This window comes from Zunongwangia profunda SM-A87 (assembly GCF_000023465.1).
Taxonomy (GTDB): Bacteria; Bacteroidota; Bacteroidia; order Flavobacteriales; family Flavobacteriaceae; genus Zunongwangia; species Zunongwangia profunda.
The window spans coordinates 5,034,202-5,056,093 of the sequence record NC_014041.1; the positions used below are offsets into that span (position 1 = coordinate 5,034,202).

The window sequence follows — 21,892 nt, forward strand, 5'->3', positions numbered from 1 at the left end:
TTCATGTCTTTTTCTAACGTTTTTAAAGTGAAATGCTATAAGAAATGGTAAATGCATTTAGCATCGATTAAGTCAGAATTTCTATAAAAATCATAAGTGTTTTTTTTACATTTATAAAAATTTTGCTAAAATCGAATCTCTTATACATCAATAAGAAAACGATTTCGCAACATTCTAAAACCAGGACTATGAAGATGATAATTACTATTACTTTTTGTTTTTTAAACATAGTAGAGCCCCTATACTGCCAAGAAGCAATTGATAACGTACCCCGGCAAGCATTAAATTTTCATCTCCTAAATGTTGAAAATGGACTTTCGAGTAATTCTATAAATGATATTGTTCAGGATTCTTTAGGCTTTATATGGATCGCTACAGAGGACGGACTGAACAGGTACGACGGATCTGAATTTTTGAAGTTCAGAGAAAATACCGGATCCGATCAATATCAAATTGCAAATAATTCGGCACAGCGCTTAGCGTTTAAAGATCCCGAGGAACTTCTAATTGGTACTGATAAAGGCCTTAACGTATACAATACCCGTACAGGCCAAATGAAATTGATCAACCAAAAAGACGGATTACTTAATAATAGTATTAGTTCTATTTCTTTAACCTCTTCGGGAACTATTATTGTGGGTACCTATCGCGGCGGAATCCAACTATTCGATAAACATTATAAATTACAGAAAAAACACATCGATTATAGATCGATGACTTCCACAGAAATATCTTCATCACTTTTACAGCAGGATTCCATACTTTGGGTAGGCACTTTTAATAGCGGGCTAAATAAAATCGATTTCAAATCGGGGAAAGTCCTTAAAAAATATCAGTCGGAAAACAGTTTTTTAAACTCCTCGATCATTAACTGCTTATACGAAGATGATCAGCATAACCTTTGGATCGGAACACGATCTGGTATTTCAATAATCACCAGTACCGGTAAAAAAATTAATCTTCAAGAAAATTTAAGTGATAATGATATTCTATCCTTTCAGGAAGATAGAAAAGGTAATATTTGGATCGGAACACGAAATGGAGGACTAAATATTTTAAACAAATCTTTATTTTTTCAAAACCCCAACCAACCAATCATCAAAAAATTCTTACCGGAAAATGATGGCTCCAGTGTATATAACCGCTCTATCTATAAAATGAAGACCGATAAGGACGGCAAAGTTTGGATTGCCACTTCAACCGGTCTTAATTATGTAGACCCTGACGGAGAGATTGTTCATAATATTCAGCAAAAAGAAAAAAATGATAACTCCTTAATCCATAACCGCATTGGGACTTTGGCCAACGCATCTAACAACAATGTCTGGATTGGAACAGATGGTGGGGGTTTAGACCTGTACAATCCCGATTCAAAAAAATTCACTCACTATACACATCTTGAAGACAATCCTAAAAGTTTAAGCAACAACTATATTTTGTCCATACTGGAAGATAAGCAGGAAAGGGTTTGGATTGGCACCTATCTTGGCGGATTAAATAAGCTAGATAAGAATACTGGAGACTTTAAACACTACTTATTAGGTAAACCCAGTAATGGAAGTGATGTAAGGTCTATCTTTCAGGATCATAATGATAATATTTGGGTAGGCACCAATCAAGGCGGCTTATACCTTTACAACAACCGGGAAGATGAATTTGACTATGTCGAAATTCTTGGTAAGATTGATATTAGAGATATCGAAGAAGATGAAACCGGAAACCTTTGGTTAGGAACCTTTGGTACAGGGATCATTAAATTTGATCCTAAAACCAGTATTGCAGAATCTTTTAATTCTTCCAATACTAAAGGGATGACAAGTAACATTGTATTCGCTATTCATCCGGTCTCTAAAAATAAGATCATGGCCGGGACAAGGTATGGCGGCTTAATTTTATTAAATCCTGAATCTAAAAAAATTACCGTCTATACTGAAGAAGATGGACTTAGTAATAATACGATTACCGATATTGTTCAGGAAAATAAAGATTACATCTGGCTTTCTACCTACAGGGGGATTAATAGATTTAATCTTGAAAATGAAGAAATACTGGATATATCAAGCCTCAATAATATCCAAAAAGGAGGTTTTGGTGTTGGATGTCTTTTAATCTCTAACACAGGAACTATTTATGCCGGCGGCACCAATGGGGTGAATTATTTCAAACCCAAAGAGTTCTCTAAAAAAACCAAATCTTATCCTCTTATCCTTAAAGATCTTATCGTCTTAAATAAAAAGGTTTTTGCAAACGATGACAAAGACGCTATTTTAAAGTCTTCGCTCCCCTACCAGTCTTCCATTACTTTAGATCACAACGAAAATACATTTTCGATAGACTTTGCCGCTTTAAAATTTCCAGAGGCCAATAATATCGAGTATCTCTATAAACTAAAGGGTCATAACGAATTTTGGATTAAAACTCAGGGAGTAGGATCGGCTAATTTCACCAATGTTCCGCCGGGAACATATGAGTTAGAAATTAAAACCGATTCACCATATAGTACTAACACCTCAAAAATATTATCAATTACTATACTGCCCCCATTTTGGGCAACATTCCCTGCTTATATCCTTTATATTCTTGCTTTTAGCTTAATTATTTTTGTCATTGGAAAGTACTATTCAGACCGCTTAAAACTGAACAACTCCTTAATTTTTGAGAAAAAACAACGAAAATTAGAGCACGATCTTAACGAAGAGCGACTACGGTTTTTTACCGCATTTTCCCACGAGCTTAAAACGCCACTTACATTAATTATGGCGCCCGTAGAAAGTTTACTGGGGAAAGTAAATAAACAGGAAACTATAGAGCATCTCCATTTTATAAAGCGCAACGCCCAAAATTTGTACGGCCGCATAGATCGCCTGTTAGAATTTAGAAAAACAGAAGAAGGACTTAGCCAATTAATTATCGGGCAGCACAATCTTGAAAAACATATTGAGCAATGGACAAAAAATTATAAGCCCCTTGCTAAGGACAAAAAAATAAAGCTTTCGCTAAATATATTAACTCCGCTTAAAAAGTTTAAATGCGATTTAAACAAACTAGAAATCATATATAATAACCTGCTATCCAACGCTATTAAATACTCTAAATGGCAGGGAAAAGTAGCTATTGATGTTTTTATCGAAAACGAGAAACTTAAAATAAAAGTAAGCAATCAGGGAATTGGTATTAAGGAAGAAGATATTAATCAAATTTTTGATTGGTATTACCGGGCCGATAATAGTCTTAGAAAAAAAGGTTCGGGTATTGGATTAGCACTGTCAAAACGTTTTGCTGAACTGCATCAGGGCAGGATTCAGGTAAAAAGTGAAAGCAAGGGCATCACTCAATTTACACTAAGTATCCCTGCTAACCTGCAAATCAATAAACAACATACGCAGATTGAAGAAAAAGATCCCGAAAATAAACTGGCTAAAGAAAGTTTCCAACAACCGGTGATTCTTGATAAGAAAGAAAAACAACTGGCCGGTAAGAAAGACAAAGAAATTATTTTAATAATTGATGATAATCCTGAAATTCTAATGTATCTGGATAATATCCTTAAAGATGACTTTGACCTGATTCATTCGCACGACGGAGAGGATGGCATTAAAAAAGCCATAAAACATGTGCCCGATTTAATCCTGTCTGATGTGATGATGCCAAAACTAGACGGTATTCAATTATGCAATCAATTAAAAAAACATCATATCACCAGCCATGTTCCTATTATCTTATTAACGGCAAAAAGCAATACCGAAAGTATTTCTTCCGGGTTTTCAGAAGGGGCAGATGATTATGTTACCAAGCCATTTCATCCCAGCTTGCTAAAAACAAGAATAAAAGCCTTACTTGAAAATCGTAAAAAATTACAGGAGTTTTTATTGAACGGAAATTCAGGCGTACAACAACATTCATTCTCTGAAAAAACATCCGGAATTATTGATGCTGAAAAGCAATTTCTATTTAACATAGAAGAGCTTATTCTAACCGGCTGTCCTGAAACAAAAGTGAATACCGATTACCTGGTAAAGGAACTTGGGATGAGCAGAACTTCTTTATATCGCAAAATTAAAGCGATTACAGGGCAAAGTATCAATGAATTTATTCGTGATACTAAACTAAAAAAAGCAGCCAAACTTATTTATCAGGAAGATTATCTGGTCACTGAAGCCTCTTTCGAAGTAGGTTTTAGTAGCATAAAATATTTCAGGAAGGTATTTAAAGAAAAATACGGGTATAACCCGTCTGAATTCAAATCTGGTGCTGCACAGCTATAAAACATTTCACATGACGCGATAAAAGCTTAAGATTGTTAAAAATCGATAGAAAATTTGAGCTGGATTAATTCAAAATAAGGTGGTCTATAAATTTCATTGCCGTGAGCCCGAATTTAGCCTTTATACCCCAACCCGATCCTAAACGAGTTTTTGGTAATTTCCGGAGCGCCATTTTGTAGCTTCATATAAACCTCTATATGATTTTCAACCTAAAAATGATATAGATTCTAAAAACCGCACTCAGGAGTTTTGCCAGCATCCATTCAAGAAGAGGTTCTTTTAAGGTGAAGATGACTGCACTCATATTACGATAATACGAGCCTATTAAAACCTTCTAAAATCAATATTATACCCTTAACAACGAAACTAGAGATTAGGGATGTCATTTAGAAAAAGGCTTTTTTATATGCCAAATAAAATCAAAATTTAAGCGCTAAATCATTTTTTTTACCTCCCATAAACTATTTCACCTCCTTTATAAGCTTAGCCGATATCCTGTAGAAGTATAAAAAAATTCAATATATCGTATCAGTATTTCTCATAATGTATCAAAAAGCCCAAAAATTAAGATTTTTTTAAAGTTTGAACGGTATTAGTGATAGAATGACACAATTTGAACATTTCAAACGGAGCTAAAATTATAATTTGGACGAAAGATTAATGATTTATCAGTATTTAAACCTATAAATTATTAAATGTATTAATAACACGTAAAATAATTACAAATCAATTAAACGACGAACAGGCAAGCGGAATGGAAATAAATATCAGAATATGATAATCTATTCGATCCCATTTCACCAGAGCATGGGAAATACTACTCCCGTAGCATCACTCTGGTATAACAAACGGTAAAAGGAAATCGCAGTAAACTACCCCAGGAAAAATTCAATAATATACCAGCCAAACTTGCTCTATTTCCTGAATCCTAAAAGCTACCGAAATCGATTGAAATCTAATAAAACCTACATATAAACTAATCCATTATAAGTAAGTATATCAGAATGATCACGCAAAACAATCAAAATTAACCAAAGCTTAAAATATGAGAAAATTTTTACTTTTACTATGCTGCCTTTTTAGTATAGTGGCATCATCGCAAGATGCCATTACCATAACGGGAAAAGTGCTGGATGCCGAAACCCGAATGCCCATACCGGGAGCAAACATTATAGAAGTCGGAAAGAATAACGGCGCGATAACCAATTTTGACGGTAATTTTGAAATTGAGGTTTCCCCTACTTCAACATTAGAAATAAGCTATATAGGATACCTAACCAAAAGTGTTCCTGCGAATAAGGAGATAGATGAAATTTTACTAGAGGTAAATGCAGAGTCTCTAGATGATGTAGTGGTCGTAGGTTATGGAACCCAGAAAAAATATTCGGTTATTAGTTCGGTTTCAACAATAGAGCCCGAAGAATTACAAAACAGTTCTTCGCGATCTGTTAGTAATAATCTTGCTGGACGACTTGCAGGGGTTATCGCCGTACAGCGCTCTGGAGAACTGGGCTATGATAACGCCCAATTTTGGATACGGGGAATTTCATCTTTTGCCGGTAATTCTGCACCACTGGTACTGGTAGATGGCATTGAAAGATCGCTTAATAATATCGATCCGGCTGAAATAGCAACATTTTCGATATTAAAAGATGCTGCGGCCAGCGCCGTATATGGGGTTAGAGGTGCCAATGGTGTTATTTTGATTACAACTAAAAGAGGAAAAATTGGTAAACCTCAACTAAATGTAAGATATGAGCACAGTATTACCCAGCCGGTACACCTTCCAGAATTTGTTGGTGCCGTAGATTATTTGGAGTTATTCAATACTATTGCGCGTGAAGAAGGTACCACACCCCCGTTTTCAGAAGAAAGAATTGAAAACATAAGAGCGGGCAATGATCCGGATCTGTATCCAGATGTAAACTGGTTAGATGAGATCACCAAAGACTTTGCTTCAAACGACAGGGTAAATCTTACGATCTCTGGCGGAAGCGAACTGCTTCGTTATGCCTTTGTCGCTTCCTATTATAATGAACAGGGTATCATTGAAAGAGATCCATCACAGGAATGGGATTCTTCTCCTAATCTTGATCGTTACAATTTAAGGTCGAATGTTGACTTAAATGTTACTCCAACCACACTTTTCAGGGTTAGTATAGGAGGATATCTTCAGGATCTCAAAAGAGCTCCGCAATCTGTAGACGACTTATTCAATCTGGCTTTTGAAACACCACCATACCAGCATCCTATCCAATACTCATCAGGAGAAATACCGGTGCAACCAGAAAGATCAAATCCCTGGGCACTGGCCACACAAACCGGATATGAACGCCAAAGTGCGAGTAAACTGGAGTCTTTATTTTCGGTAGAACAAAAGTTAGATTTTCTATTAAAAGGTTTAAAAACAACCTTTAAGTTCTCGTTTGACCGTTATAATGCGAATAGTGTGACCCGAAGAAAAAATCCAGATTATTTCAACCCGGCTACGGGTAGGCTTGATGACGGTTCTTTAGATCTTACCATTTACAGCTACGGGCAGGATTTCCTTGGATATGAAACGGGATCTGATTGGGGAGACAAAGCGGTTTATATAGAGGGCCGACTGGAATACTCCAATAATTTTGGAGATGAAAACCAGGTAGATGGCCTATTATTATATAATCAGCGTAATTATGACAATGGCGATAGGTTACCCTATCGAAACCAGGGGTTCGCCGGTCGTTTATCATATTCCAAAAAAAGAAGGTATATCGCCGAGTTTAACTTTGGATACAATGGATCTGAAAACTTTGCTAAAGGAAAACGTTTTGGCTTTTTCCCATCGGTAGCGGCTGGATGGATTATTTCAGAGGAGCCCTTTATGGAAAAATTAAACGAGAGCATTTCTAATTTAAAAATAAGAGCCTCTTATGGTCTGGTAGGAAATGACCAGTTAAGCGGCCGACGTTTCCCATATATAACAACTATTAACGAGACCAACGGGTATAGATGGGGTGTTAATAATGATTATTATAGATCTGGAAGATGGGAAGGCGATTATGGTGTTCCAGACTTAACCTGGGAAACAGTAGCCAAAGCAAATTTAGGTATCGAACTTGGCTTATGGAATAGCATCAACTTAAGAGCTGATATCTTTAAAGAACAAAGAAGGGATATTTTCCAACAACGACGAACAGTACCGGGTTCTTCAGGCTTTGTAAACAATCCATGGGCCAATTACGGTAAAGTAGATAATCAGGGATTCGAATTATCGCTTGATGTTAACAAACAGTTTTCTCAAGACTTGTTTATTAAAGCCTGGGGAAACTTCAGTTATGCCCATAATGAAATCATCGAACAGGACGAACCAAAAGCCTTAATTGGTACCAGCAGATCTTCGACCGGCAAACCTGTCGGACAAATTTTTGGACTGGTGGACGACGGACTTTTCACAAATGAGGACTTTGAGAATATTGACGAAGGAATCTTAAAGGACGGAGTTCCCGAGCATACGTTTGGCCCGGTACGCCCCGGAGACATCAAATATAAAGATTTAAACGGGGACGGCAGGATAACCGGCCTGGACGAAACGGCTATAGGAGGAACTTACACTCCTGAAATCGTATATGGATTTGGAATCAATACCCAGTATAAAAATTTTGATATCGGGTTATTTTTCCAGGGGAATGCCAGAACAGATCGTATGATCGGGGGCCAGTATTTTATACCGGGTACGGGAGCCGCTGCTTTGGGTAACATTTATTCAAATGTAGATGATAGATGGACGGTTGAAAATCCCAGCCAGGATGTCTTCTGGCCCAGACTATCCAATCAAACCAATGCAAATAATGGCATGGCTTCTACCTGGTGGTTAAGGAATATGAGCATGTTACGTTTAAAAAATGCCGAAATAGGATATCTACTCCCTCAAAAGTTTATCGAAAAAGTAAATATGAAAACGGCCCGTTTTTATATAAGGGGTAATAACCTCCTGACTTTCTCCTCATTCGATCTTTGGGATCCGGAAATAGATACTTCTACAGGTTTCAGGTATCCGCCAATTCAGGCTTTCACCGCTGGAATCGATATCAATTTTTAATTAAAAAACGATAAAATGAAAAATATAACATATACGATAATCCTCATCATCTGCGTACTATCTTTTTCTTGTACCGATTATTTAGACAAGGCCCCGGAAGATCAGCTAACCCTTGAGAAGGTTTTTAATGATAAAACCAGGACCGAAGATTGGCTGGCGGGAATTTATTCCAGTGTGCCAGATCCATATTTTGCCATGCTTAAAGATATTGGATATGATGCTTTGGGCGATGATATGGCTCCCTCTACGGGATGGGAACAGTTTGGCTGGAACGTGATAGCCAAGCAAACAGGCAATTGGAGCCCCTCATCTTCCTGGGATAGTAATTACTGGGACATCCTACCCAAACGTATCAGGTCTGCTTTTATTTTTATAGAAAATGTTAGGCCGCTACCCTCCCAAAAGGTTACAGAAGAAGATGTTGAAAATATGAGAAATGAAGCCCGCTTCCTTGTCGCCTATTATTACTGGCTGTTGATAGAAGCTTATGGCCCCGTTCCATTTACTGATAAGATCGTTACGGCCGATGAGAACTTATTAAAAGAGCGAAGACCATTTGACGAAATCGTAGCCTGGATTGACAACGAGCTTAAAGAGGTTTCTAACGAATTACCCGATAGCTATTCCGATGGTTCAAAATTTGGTAGAGCGACCTCTGTAATGGCCCTGGCAGTAAGAGCAAGAATGTTATTATTTGCTGCCAGTCCTCTGGTTAATGGAAATAAAGATTATGATGGTTTTGTAAATAGCCTTGGTGAACCTTTATTTAATACAACGTATGATCCTCAAAAATGGGTTAAAGCTGCAGACGCATGCAAAGAATTAATTGACGTAGCCCATACCGCCGGTCATGACCTCTATTATGAGTATAATGAAGACGGATCAATAGACCCATTTCTTTCATATCAAAATATGATGTTTAGAAAGACAACAGATGGAAATAAAGAAATACTATTTGCCCGTCCGGATAATAATCACTGGGAATACGACAAGCATGCACAACCAAGAGGTACGGGAGGAAATGGCGGCCTTGGTGTCACTCAATCACTGGTAGATGCCTTCTTTATGGAGAATGGATTACCTATTGATGATCCTAATTCTGGTTATAAGGAAAAAGGATTTTCAGAAGAGGCCGAATATCGCAATACCAACTGGATAGAAGTTCAGGGAAATCAGGAGGGAAAAGAAGGACAGGTGACCTTGCCCGATACCTATAATATGTATACCCATCGTGAGCCTCGTTTCTATATCTCAGTGTTATATAACAGGGCCTGGTATAGAAGAGAGAACCGTACTACGCGATTTATGCTGGGGGAATGGGATGGTGGTCCAACCCACGATGCACCACAAAATGGGTATTTGGTTAGAAAAAAAGTACATCCAGATCATGATCCAAGGGCAGGAATCAATCCATATAGACCAGGAATTTTATATCGTTTAGGGGAAGCCTATCTAAATTATGCAGAAGCTTTAAACGAATCTGATCCTGGAAATCCGCAAATTCTGGAATATGTTAACCTTATACGAGAGCGAGCAGGAATTCCTGATCTTCCGGCAGGAATGACTCAAGCCCAAATGAAAGAAGCCATACGAAGGGAACGCAGGGTGGAATTAAACTGTGAATCGGGTATACGATATAGAGATATACGAAGATGGAAAATTGGTGAAGAAACACTAGACAGGGATTTTTATGGGATGAATTTCTTTGGTACCGAATATTGTGACGAAGAAAATAACCCCGATTGCTTCTTTCAAAGAACCGTTTATCAAACACGTAGGTTCTCTAAAAAGAACTACTGGGTTCCTATCCATCAAACGGAAATTGATATCAATCCCGATTTAGTTCAAAATCCGTTCTGGTAATTAAAAAACAATTAACAACTAAAAAATTATAAATAATCAAGTAAAGTAAATCGTTTTAGCTAATTTTTATATTTTTATAGTTCAGGATCAACCGATTTCCAGGTTGATCCGCTATTTAAAAATAAAACGAAATCCGAATACCCTAATTAAAACTAAAATCATGGACGACAAAAAAGAGAAAAAAACCTTCTCAAGAAGGAAGTTTATATCCCGAACCGCCACTGTTGCTGCCGGGATAAGCATTGTTCCAAGGCATGTTCTTGGAGGAGTTGGATATACGGCTCCCAGTGATGCGCTAAATATTGCAGGTATTGGCGTAGGCGGAATGGGAGCTGCTAACCTGGGAAATATAACTGGGCAAAATATTGTAGCCCTTGCAGATGTAGACTGGAAATATGCAGCCGGAACCTTTAACAGGTATCCCAAAGCTAAGAAGTATAAAGATTATCGAAAGATGTTCGATGATATGAGCAAAGATATTGATGCTGTTGTGATTGCCACTCCGGATCATACTCACGCGATAACAGCTGCAGATAGTATGAAATTAGGCAAGCATGTGTATCTTCAAAAGCCACTTACCCATTCTATTTATGAATCACGTTATTTAACCCAATTAGCAAAAGAAACTGGAGTAGCCACGCAAATGGGAAATCAGGGACATTCTGGTGAAGGCACTCGATTATTCGCCGAATGGATACAAAATGGCGAAATTGGCGACCCGATAGAAGCCCATTCCTGGACAAATCGCCCTATATGGCCCCAGGGACTGGAACGACCAAAAGAGCAACCTCCTGTTCCCGCTACCCTGGATTGGGATCTTTTTATCGGTCCTGCTAACTACAGACCTTACCATCCTTCGTATACCCCATGGAACTGGAGAGCATGGTGGGATTTTGGAACCGGCGCTTTAGGCGACATGGGATGTCACCTGATAGATCCGGTATATTTTGCCCTAAACCTGGGACAGCCTATCGCCTTTGAGGGAAGTTCTTCACAGGTCAATACTGAAAGTGCCCCTATAGCCGAAAAGGTGACCTACTACTTCCCGGAAAGAAAAAAGCTGAAAAACATAAAAATGCCCGAACTCAAATTTACCTGGTATGACGGCGGTTTATTACCAGAACGACCTGAAGGTATGATCCCTGGAAAAATCATGGGAGACGATGGCGGCGGAGCTATGGTTGTAGGAACTAAAGGAACCATTATTTGTAGTACTTACGGTCGTGATCCCTATATCGTAGGCAGGGAAAACGATCCTCCTAAGGTTAAAAAAACCATCCCACGTGTTTCTACCAGTCACGAAATGGATTGGGTTAGAGCCTGTAAAGAACCTAAGGGAAGCCGTACGGAAGCCAGTTCTAATTTTATGTATTCAGGACCGTTTAATGAAGTGGTGGTGATGGGAGATCTGGCCGTGCGTTTACAGGATTTAAAGAAAAAACTGGAATGGGATGCCGAAAAAATGGAAATCACCAATATCAATGATAACGAAGAAATTAGGGTGGTAACTTCTGATAAGTTTACCGTGGTAGAAGGGGATCCTAAATTCGATACCCAGTATGCCACAATTAATGCAAAACAGGCATCACAAGAGTATATCAAACATAATTACAGAGAAGGTTGGAAATTATCATAATAACAGGTTGTATATAAATATAAAAGAATGAAAAGAAAAATAAGCTCATCAGGAATTACAAAAACGATCAATTTGCAGTTGGCAGCGCTTTTTATATCAGGTACTGTGCTGATAGGCTGTGGAGAAAGCAAAAAGAAATCATCAGACGAAGAGACAGTCGATACGGCAGCAAATACTGAAGAAACAGTTGCGGCTACCTCTCCCAATCAACTATCTGAAAAAGAGAAAGAAGAGGGTTGGAAATTATTGTTTGACGGTAAAAGCACCGATGGTTGGCGAGGCTACCTTAAAGATTCTTTCCCTGAAAAAGGATGGATCATTGAAGACGGAGCCTTAAAAGTTCAGGGGGCAGGTACTGGAGAAGCCGGTAATGGAGGAGATATCATCTTTGATGAGGAATTTAAAGATTTTGAACTTTCCCTGGAATGGAAAATTTCGGAAGGAGGAAACAGCGGAATTTTTTATTTAGCAGAAGAGATAGAAGGAGAGCCTATTTTCACTTCGGCTCCTGAAATGCAGATTCTTGATAATGACAGGCATCCGGATGCCAAATTAGGTAAGGATGGCAACAGGCAGGCGGGCTCTTTATACGATTTAATACCTGCCAGACCACAAAATGCTAAACCTGTAGGAGAATGGAATAAAGTGTCTGTTCTTGTATACCGGGGAACTGTTGTACATACCCAAAACGGCGAAAATGTTGTGGAATATCACTTATGGACCGATGAATGGAAAGAAATGATTAAAGACAGTAAGTTTAAAGACTGGAAGAGTTTTCTAAATGCCGGAGGGGATGATAAAAAAGGCTATATCGGACTTCAGGATCATGGCGATGATGTATGGTTTAGAAATATAAAAATAAAAGAGCTATAAGAATCATAAACCGTTTATTATCATAAAATAGCAACACAAAAGCCTTACAGAAAATGTAAGGCTTTTGCATTTCAATGAAGTAGAAAAATAATCAATCCATATTCCAAATAGCTAAAAAACGTTCTTTAAACGCTAATGCTTCATCTTTAGAATGACCATCTTCAATATATAGCTTCATGGATAAGATTCTTTTTTGTCCACTGGGATGTGAGAACACTTCTCCTCCAAATATCTCCTGAAGTGTTTCAAAATCACCTTGAATCAATTTGAATTTTTCCGGCTTTTTAATATGAATCAAATGAATTGCGATCAGATCTGCCAGATACTCGGCTTTTTGATAGTCATTGGTGCTATTTCCCTTTGGAATAGTCGCTGCAAGATTAAATATCTTCGCCTGAGGTAGCGTTGCCATATGAGCTACTTCATGAGTAAGAGCAAAGAGCTGAATGGCTTCATTCTCTAAATCAATCAATCCCTGACTCACTTCTAAATAATCCGAAGCAGCACCCGCATCAATATTTACATCTTCAGCATTAATATGAATTTCTTGTGGAGGATTCACATCAGGAATATCCTTAAACAGCGGAATGACCGAATCTTTATATAAGCTTACCAGCTTTTCTTTTTTGGTTTCCGATTGGGACTCCGGATTGGATGAATCCTCATCATTGCTCTGATTTTCGGAATGATGCTCATCACAAGCCCATAAAATTCCGAGAAGGAGAAGCAAAAAGTATTTATTCATTCTTTCTATTTTATAAAAAAAGCAAGCATTCCAGGGGAATACTTGCTTTTTTTGCTATGGCTAATCTTTATTATTCTGCGTAGTAGGTAAAATTACTGGTATACGTTACTCCTGCCTCCGCATTAGAATATGATGATGAAACTGGGTAATCATCTGTATTGTACTCATAAGACAATTCCTCATCGGCCTCACTTCTAGTAATAGGATTATTGGTATTTACACCATCAATACTTGCCTTGATTGCAGCATAGGCAGCAGGATAAATACCTTTATATGGGTTATTCTTGTCATCATAAGTAGCTTCTACAGTGTTAGACTGGGCTGTACCTCTCACAAACTTGATAACATTGCCGTTATCATCATAAGTAAATGTTCTGATGTCATCTACAGTAGGTTCTTCTAACTGATGATTTGTTCTTTCTTCTCGTGCTAATAAATCTTGCTCATTATAACTGTATGTAAAGACATATTTTAAGGCATCATCTTCAAACTCTTCAGCCTTGGTGATTTTACCATCTTCATAAGTATACTCTGTTCTTCCTCCGTTGTGAGTTTTTTCGGTTACTTGATTTTTATCATCATAAATAAGGGTATACTCTACCGTATCAAAACCGTCAAATGTTGTATAACTATTTACAAATCCTGAAGTCTCGTCATACGTGTAGCTTGTAGTTTCTTCCAGAACAAAAAAGCTATAATCATCAACAGTGGTAACTGTTTTTAATCGAGAACCACTACCTACTTCTCCGCGTACGTTTACGGTTACCGTATATTCTTTTACAGAACCATCTTCTGCAGTAACGGTAAAAGTTTTGGCTTCACCATCCACAAAATCTACCTGTTCTCCAGATGCAGGAGTAATCGTTGCTCCTTCAGAAATAGCAATATTCGGAATGATATCTTCTAATGATGTTCCAAAAGGAACGCTTACAGTGATATTGGTACCAAGATCATAGTTAATATCGCTTTCATTAACATTATTAAACGTAAGACTGAAATCTGTAATTTCAGCCAATGAAGAAGGCTGTACAGCATTATCATCATCACTTGAGCAGGAGGTCAAGGCTATGGCGATAAAAGCAAAAATAATTGAGAATGTTTTTTTCATGATTAAATGTTTAAGGTGTTTAGGTTATCTTAGGTTTATATACTTAGGTAAGCTGCAAGATAAAATCAGCCCCACCCAAAAGTTTTTCAGATTATAAATCAGGATTATTAATAATGGCATCGTTGGGGAGCAAAAGCGTATACCGCTCATCTCCTTCTTCTAACGTATAGCTATTACCATTATAGGTTTTTCGTATTTCCGGTTGTGTGGTTCTTCTTAGGTCATTCCATCGATGTCCCTCAATGGCAAATTCTCTTCTACGTTCTTTTAAAATTTCGGTCAACAGGCTTTCATTATCCAGCGTATTTATAAAATCCTGATATGCAGAAAATCCAGATGGGGTATACCTGTTCTCCGCAAAATCAAGTAGTGTCTCTTTGGCACTATCCGTTTGATTTAAATGAGCGAGAGATTCAGCTATAATAAAGTATAACTCCGATGTCCTGTAACTCACTTTAAATTTATTTTGTGCACTTTTCTTAGAGTGATATCGGCCATCATTATACTGTTCAAAATAAAGCGAAAACCTCAAATCTGATTCCGGATCATAGGCTGCTATCAAATCATCAGATATACTTGCTTTTGCTACAAGCTCCAGATCAGCTATCTTTTCCAGGGCTAAAATGGATTCCACTGAGTTATATTCTGACGGCATTATGGATGCATTATCATTAAGATTTTGAATATCAGCTTTTATGCTTAATGCTTCTTTCGAAAAGGCTATGGCTTCTTCCCAGTCTTGTTGATACAAGGCTACCCGGGCCCGAAATGCCAGTACTGCTATTTTTGAAAATCTGTAATTTAGTCCTTCCTCCTGTTGGCTCACCTTCACTAAAGCTTGTGCTTGTTCAAGATCAGTCAAAATTTGTGTATAGACGTCTTCCAAAGATTTTTTTGGATAGGCTTTTTCGGCATCATACTCGGTAACTATAGGTACTGCCGGTTCTTCGTTTGTAGCATTCTTATCATAAGGTTTTGCGTATAAATTAACCAGTTCAAAATATTGCATGGATCTAAGTGCATAGGCCTCACCCACTAACTGGTCGATACTGTGTTGATCGCCTTCGATGTTATTCTGATTTTCTATAATATGATTACAGTAGAAAATAATAGTATAAAAACTGCCATATGGAAAAGATCTGGTAAGCGGACTCGCATTGCGATCATTCCATATAAAAATGTCTTCATATTGCTCAATTCCGGAAGCATTTGGATTTAATCGAAGCTCATCACTGCGATAGCTGGTTAGAATCTTACCAAGATTAGTGATCGAATATGCAGAAGTTAGAAAACTTCTATAATCTTCTACGCTTTTTGGAATGACCTGACCTACCGGTTGTACTTCCAAATAATCATCACAGGAAGTAAGGCCAATTATTAATGTAAAAAAGTAAAGTAGCTTTTTCATAGTACGGTGTTATAATCAGTATTATAAAGAGAGATTAAATCCTGCCGAGATAATTTTCGGAATAGGTTGTGCGTATAAGCTGCCATAAGTTTCAGGATCAAAGTACCCGTCGTAATCGGTTCCGATCACAAACATGTTTCGGGCCTCCAGATTAAAATTTAAACCTGAAATTCTCAGTTTTTCCAGTTGCTTCTTAGGGAGTGCATAGCTTAACCGAATACTACTAATTCGTATATAGGAAATATCTTTAAGCCATATATCCAGGTCTTTATAGGTATTGCCGGCATCGTAGGTATTGTACCAACTGTACAGCAGATTGGTATTGAATCCTGGCGAATTTGCTCCAATCAATGCAGGATATTTTCCTGTACCCGCTTTTAAAATATCCGTATTATAATTAGAACCCGGCTGAGCCTGAGTAGGGTTGTAAGTAGGCTCAGCTCTTACGGTTTGTTTAATATTGAAATTGGTTAAAACCCGAAGATCAAATTGTTTATACGAAAAGGTGTTTCTAAAACCACCGGTAAACTTTGGCATCCCATCGCCCGCGTAGGTATATAAGTTTCTGTGATTCTCTCGTGATAACTGACTTCCATCTACTCCTTCTTCCAGATTATAAAACTCTACCGCAGTTACTTTTCTTCCGTTTTTCCAGAATAATGGTAGGCCATTACTATCCAGCCCGGCTGTTTTAAGCGCAAAAATAGCCTTAACACTATAGCCTTTTAAAGAAGGCTTCAGGTTGTTTTCCGGTATTTCAATATCTTCAACCACACTTTTATTATGCGCGATATTCAGTCCGCTTGTCCATCTAAAATTCGGGGTGTTGATATTGGTGGTATTAATCGATAATTCATATCCCTTATTACTTACCGTAGCCCAGTTTGTACTTATAAAGTTATAACCGTTCTCCAGGGGAATCGATCGTAAACCTATTAGATCTGTACTCTTTCTGGAATAATAATCTCCGGTTAGAAAAACACGATTATTAAACAGGCTCAAATCAAAACCGATGTTAGAAGATGTCGTTTTTTCCCATCTCAGGTTAGGGTTAGGTGCATTGGTTGCTCGTATAGCTTCTTCATTGGTTCCCGGAAGTATCGAGACATTATTATATTGACCCACAACAAAAGGAGAAGTAGATTTATCGATATTTCCCTGCACCCCGTAAGAAGCTCTAAGTTTAAGCATATCTATAGCATCAATATTTGCCATAAAATCCTCCTTATCTAAATTCCATGAACCTGCAAAAGACCATATTGGCAGGTATCGATATTTAGGGTTTACACCAAATAAGTTAGAGCCATCATATCTTAAACTCCCAAATACGGTATATTTCCTGTCCAGTGTATAGGATGCAGTTCCATAAAATGATGCAAAAACATTCTCATTATAGGTCTTTTTATAGGTATCGAATAACGAATTCTTCAAAGCCAATTCATTAGTAATTGGAATGGTAGTGAGCGTATTCGAATTAAAACCGAATCCTTTGGTATGGATCTCAGTATGCTTGTTTTGTCTGAACTCGGTTCCTAACATCAGATCCAGCTCATGCCTTTTATTAAAAGTAGTGTTATAATTTGCGGTTGTTTTCCAGTTATACTGAAACACATCGGCGTTCCAGTTTTGGATAATTCCGCCTTCCGGCATATAATAATCATAGCCACCACTCACGCTGTATCTTGATTGCTGACGATATTTACGCGTATAATAACTGTTTTTATCGCTTACCTTTTCTGTACTATTAAAATCTAGTTGTAGCCCTAGTTGCGTAGAAAATTTTAAGTCCTCATTAAAATCATAATCAATATTAAAAATTGATTTCAATGAATTTGCTTTATACTCATGCGCTGTATTTCTTCGTTCTTCAAGAACATTATAATTAAGATTTAGATCTGAGCGTTCTACCAGATCCGGGTCATACACATAATTGCCGGCGGCATCGGTTAATCTAAGGTATGGATTGGCATGCCTGGCATAATACGCCGGGTTTGTATAAGCATCAGCCCCAGATATATAAGATGAAGTTCTGTTTTGGCTTCCAAATAAGGCCACCCCAACCTTTAATTTATCGGTAATCGAAAAATTATCTTTAAGGGTTATATTAAAACGCTTTTGACCAGTGCCAATAGTTGTTCCCTGTTCATCAAAAAGGCCGGCAGAGAAATAATAATCATTATTTTCACTACCTCCAGAGATACTAAGCGTATACTGCTGATTTACGGCCATTTGGTATAACTCCTTTCCCCAGTTGGTATTCACGTTTCTAAGCTCATTAATGGCGTTTTGAGCTGTTGAAGAAATGGCGTCGAACCCATTATTCTGAAAATTATCGTACTGATTATAATTATTTAAAATTCGGGCAACCGCTCCCCTGTTTTGCTGATAGGTAAGATCCGGTCTGCTAGCCAGGTAAAGTTCTAAATCTACCTTTTGCGAAGCATTCAATAAATTCAGTTTGCTAAAGTCTGGTCGTTGCGTCACAAATACATTGGCATTGGTATTTATACGCATTGCCCCTCTCTTACCTTTTTTACTGGTAATGACAATTACGCCATTTGCCGCACGGGCTCCATAAATTGAAGTAGCCGAGGCATCCTTCAACACGGTGATACTTTCTATATCTCCGGGATTTAATCCCGCGATAGGCGAAGATTGAAGATTATCAATATTATCTTTATCTCTAAAATCTTCCGGAATATCATCGCCCTGTAACGGAATTCCATCAAGTACCCATAGCGGATCTGAAGAACCATTTAGCGTAGCGATACCACGAATCGAAATTTTCGAGGCTGCACCGGGAGCACCCGTGGTAGGCTGTACCATTACCCCTGGTAACTGTCCGGTTAACATCTGGTCTACCGTTGCCACACCAGCCTGCTCAATTTCTGCTACATCAACCTTCGCATAAGCCGATGTCGCCTTCCTTTTTTCAATTTTCTGATATCCAGTGATAATAACCTCATCAAGATTCTCTGAACTTTCTTTTAGTGTGATCCTTAAATTTTTAGTGTTATTCCCAAGTTCAATGGTTTTAGATTCAAATCCCATATACGAAATCACCAGGGATTTAATATTAGGATCGACCCTTAGTTCAAAATTTCCATCAAAATCGGTGGTTGTCCCCAGCATAGCTCCCTGCAGGATACCTTTCTCGTCGGTTTGATTTCCAACCATTGAAGAGGATACGTAAACAGAAGCCCCGGCAATGGGCATTTCTGGTTTTCCTCCAACCACCGTACCGGTTACCAGAACCTGATCCTGGGCAATAAGTGCCAGTGGCATAAATATTAAAAAGTAGATTAATCTTTTCATTATCTAATTATTGAGATTGTATTCTATACGAGATATTAGATCTCTATAGTGTGCTTTAGTTAATTCGTCTCCTTTGTTTTTCTTCTTCTTAAGAAGCTTTAGTATTTTTTCCAGCGCATATCTTTTACTGGTACTGGCATCAGAAACCCTTGGGATATAAGAGAAATGAACATTTTTAAAATTCCTGTCGTCATCAGAAAGCGTATGTTCTTTGGTTTTCTTCAACAGCTCATTTCGATCTACCGTAAGTACGTCTACATAATTTTTCTGGGTAATTCTATCGAACCTGTTCAGATGCTTATTCTTTTTTGTGTTTTTGAAAATGGCTTCAAAAAGTCGATCAAAAAGGTATTCTTCGGTAAACACTTCTTTTTCATTCTTTGCAAGAATTTCATTTTCCGTGATTCGCATTAATCGGTCGGTTTTCAATAAAGCATAGATCATATTGGTCTGATAGATTCGCTGCATAGAAACCGGTGAGTAATAGCGTTCCCCATCGGGTGCATCCCTAACGGCAAAGACCTTATCAATCATAGCTGGCGTAAATAACCATTCCTGCGGAAGTATTGCATTTTGGATCACATACTCCAGCGCTTGTTTTTGCAGGTTTGCAGGAACCGGTTGGTAGCTTTCCTTGCCATCTCCATATACGGTATTATTAAGATAAAGACCTCCAATATTCGCCATCACATGTTTATTATAAAGCTCCCATTGATCGATAACCGACTTATATAATTTTGAAGCTTTATAATAATCCTGCCCTTCTTCACTGGTCCATTCCAGGATATTGGGCATTATTCGTTTAAGGTTTTTTAATCCATATTCACTGGCTTTTACGGCATTATCCCCAAGATCTTCACTTTGCGACCTGGGATCCACAATATCCATCTGCTGCGCACCATAGAAATACAATGGATCGTTTTCATGTTTACGGATCCATTGATTGGTAAGTGGTAACTCCTTATGCGCTGTTTCCGCTCCCGTCCATCGATATCCCCAGTCGATCGCATATTTGTCATAAACCCCAATTTTAGGCGTAATATCAACCACGCTATCCTCGGGCTGGGCTACATAATTAAATCGGGCATAATCCATGATCGAAGGAGCCGTCCCTCCCATTCTTGAGGTAAAACTTTTAGATCGTAACGAATCTACGGGGTAACTATAAGAAGCTCCCATATTGTGTTTAAGGCCAAAAGTATGTCCTACCTCATGAGAAGAAACAAAGCGTATGGCTTCTCCCATATGTTTTTCTGAAAATGTATTCGCCCTGGCATTTGCATCGATTACCCCGGTTTGCACGCGAATCCAGGAGTGCAGTCCTTTCATTAAGTTATGCCACCAAATAATATCCGACTCTAAAATTTCTCCACTTCTGGGATCAACTACAGAGGGTCCCATGGCGTTTTGTTGCTCTGAAGCGGCATAGGTAATCACAGAATACCGCACATCATCAATATCGAAGTCTTTATCCTCTGCTGAAGGGATTTTCACCTGTACGGCATTTTTAAAGCCCGCCTCTTCAAAGGCCACATTCCAGTCTAATACCCCCTGTTTTATAAAAGGCACCCACTGTTTTGGTGTAGAAGGATCTATAAAATAAACTATAGGTTCCTTTGGCTCTACAAGTACGCCCTGCTGATATTTATCGATATCTTCTTCTTTAGGTTCCAGCCTCCATCGGGTAATAAGCTTTCTGGATTCCACTTCTTGTTGGGCATCGGTAAAATATTCCATCGGGGTTGAAAAGTACCCGATTCGTTGATCTCCAAATCTAGGCTTCATTACCTTTTTAGGCAGCAGCACAATGTTTGTCGTTACTCCTATAGAAAGTGGTAAGGCAGCACTCCCACCTTCACTAACCGAAGTGGTAAGCAGGGATTTGGCAACGATATTTTCGGGAAATGCCTTTATCTCTTCGATAAGGGATAAATTGGTTTTAATACTCCCTCCAAGGCCGATATTGGCCAAAACATCACTAAAGCTTTTTTCTTTTCCGCTAAAAATTTTATTTACTTTAAAAACAGTCGACGTAGAATCGGTATTTTGGGTAGTGATATCGAATTCCTCGATAATCGACTCGCTAAAATTATCTTTTACCGATAAGGTAATGGCGGCATCTCCCGGAGATTGCACTCTGGGATTTATGGTTTTTGCCCATACTTTTTTACGTACAGTATCTTTATAGAATCGAACAAGTTTGGTCTCAAACGCCATCCCTTTATTTAGGCCATGCCCGTTTAAAGCATAGGGAACACTGGAGATCTTATTTACGATGAGTAAATCCTGAGACATTAAAGTGTCTGGTATTTCAAAATAATAATCATCTTCAATGGTATACACATTAAACAAGCCCTTTCTTACCTCCCCATCTTTTAAGAATTTTTCATAGCTCAGTTCGTCACTGTCCACGCTTGTAGAATCCTCTGCACTCTCTTTATTTTCCTCTTTTTTCTTATTATCCTTTTTTTCTTCCTGGGCATTAGCCGTTATTCCGGTACTTAGAAAAGCTACCAGCATCATTAGGGCCCAGTGGTGAATAGTTAAATTCAATAAGAATTTTTTCATGAAATAGATTATTTAAAGTTTAAATATCTA

The 21,892-nt window shown here is 38.1% G+C and carries 10 protein-coding genes; 5 read left to right on the forward strand and 5 right to left on the reverse strand.

The features are described from left to right. The first annotated feature begins 188 nt into the window (after window positions 1-188). From ZPR_RS22050 to ZPR_RS22070, 5 genes are all read left to right on the forward strand, one after another. The gene (locus ZPR_RS22050) at window positions 189-4,265 is read left to right on the forward strand and encodes a hybrid sensor histidine kinase/response regulator transcription factor (protein WP_041579380.1); all 4,077 of its coding nucleotides are present in this window, start codon (window positions 189-191) and stop codon (window positions 4,263-4,265) included. 1,045 nt (window positions 4,266-5,310) lie between these two features. Next, on the forward strand, window positions 5,311-8,346 hold the full coding sequence (locus ZPR_RS22055; protein ID WP_041579382.1) for a SusC/RagA family TonB-linked outer membrane protein: 3,036 nt from the start codon (window positions 5,311-5,313) through the stop codon (window positions 8,344-8,346). A 15-nt stretch (window positions 8,347-8,361) separates the two neighbouring features. Next, a complete protein-coding gene (locus ZPR_RS22060; RefSeq protein ID WP_013074016.1) occupies window positions 8,362-10,209 on the forward strand; it encodes a RagB/SusD family nutrient uptake outer membrane protein in 1,848 nt (615 codons plus the stop codon). A 160-nt stretch (window positions 10,210-10,369) separates the two neighbouring features. Then, entirely contained in the window at window positions 10,370-11,845 is a 1,476-nt protein-coding gene (locus ZPR_RS22065) for a Gfo/Idh/MocA family protein (RefSeq protein ID WP_013074017.1), read from the forward strand. 27 nt (window positions 11,846-11,872) lie between these two features. Beyond that, window positions 11,873-12,718 carry a 3-keto-disaccharide hydrolase gene (locus tag ZPR_RS22070; RefSeq protein ID WP_013074018.1) on the forward strand — a complete coding sequence of 282 codons (846 nt, stop codon included), beginning with the start codon at window positions 11,873-11,875 and terminating at the stop codon, window positions 12,716-12,718. Window positions 12,719-12,809: 91 nt separating this feature from the next. Here ZPR_RS22070 and ZPR_RS22075 read toward each other — a convergent pair whose 3' ends face one another. From ZPR_RS22075 to ZPR_RS22095, 5 genes are all read right to left on the reverse strand, one after another. Beyond that, on the reverse strand, window positions 12,810-13,463 hold the full coding sequence (locus ZPR_RS22075) for a hypothetical protein (RefSeq protein ID WP_013074019.1): 654 nt from the start codon (window positions 13,461-13,463) through the stop codon (window positions 12,810-12,812). Window positions 13,464-13,533: 70 nt separating this feature from the next. Continuing rightward, on the reverse strand, window positions 13,534-14,571 hold the full coding sequence (locus ZPR_RS22080; RefSeq protein WP_013074020.1) for a hypothetical protein: 1,038 nt from the start codon (window positions 14,569-14,571) through the stop codon (window positions 13,534-13,536). 91 nt (window positions 14,572-14,662) lie between these two features. Continuing rightward, window positions 14,663-15,979, reverse strand: coding sequence for a RagB/SusD family nutrient uptake outer membrane protein (locus tag ZPR_RS22085; protein WP_013074021.1), 1,317 nt, complete (start codon window positions 15,977-15,979; stop codon window positions 14,663-14,665). A 21-nt stretch (window positions 15,980-16,000) separates the two neighbouring features. Further along, window positions 16,001-19,294: a SusC/RagA family TonB-linked outer membrane protein gene (locus ZPR_RS22090; RefSeq protein ID WP_041579384.1), complete on the reverse strand. Its 3,294-nt coding sequence runs from the start codon at window positions 19,292-19,294 to the stop codon at window positions 16,001-16,003. A gap of 3 nt (window positions 19,295-19,297) precedes the next feature. Continuing rightward, on the reverse strand, window positions 19,298-21,862 hold the full coding sequence (locus tag ZPR_RS22095) for a zinc-dependent metalloprotease (RefSeq protein WP_013074023.1): 2,565 nt from the start codon (window positions 21,860-21,862) through the stop codon (window positions 19,298-19,300). Window positions 21,863-21,892 lie beyond the last annotated feature (30 nt).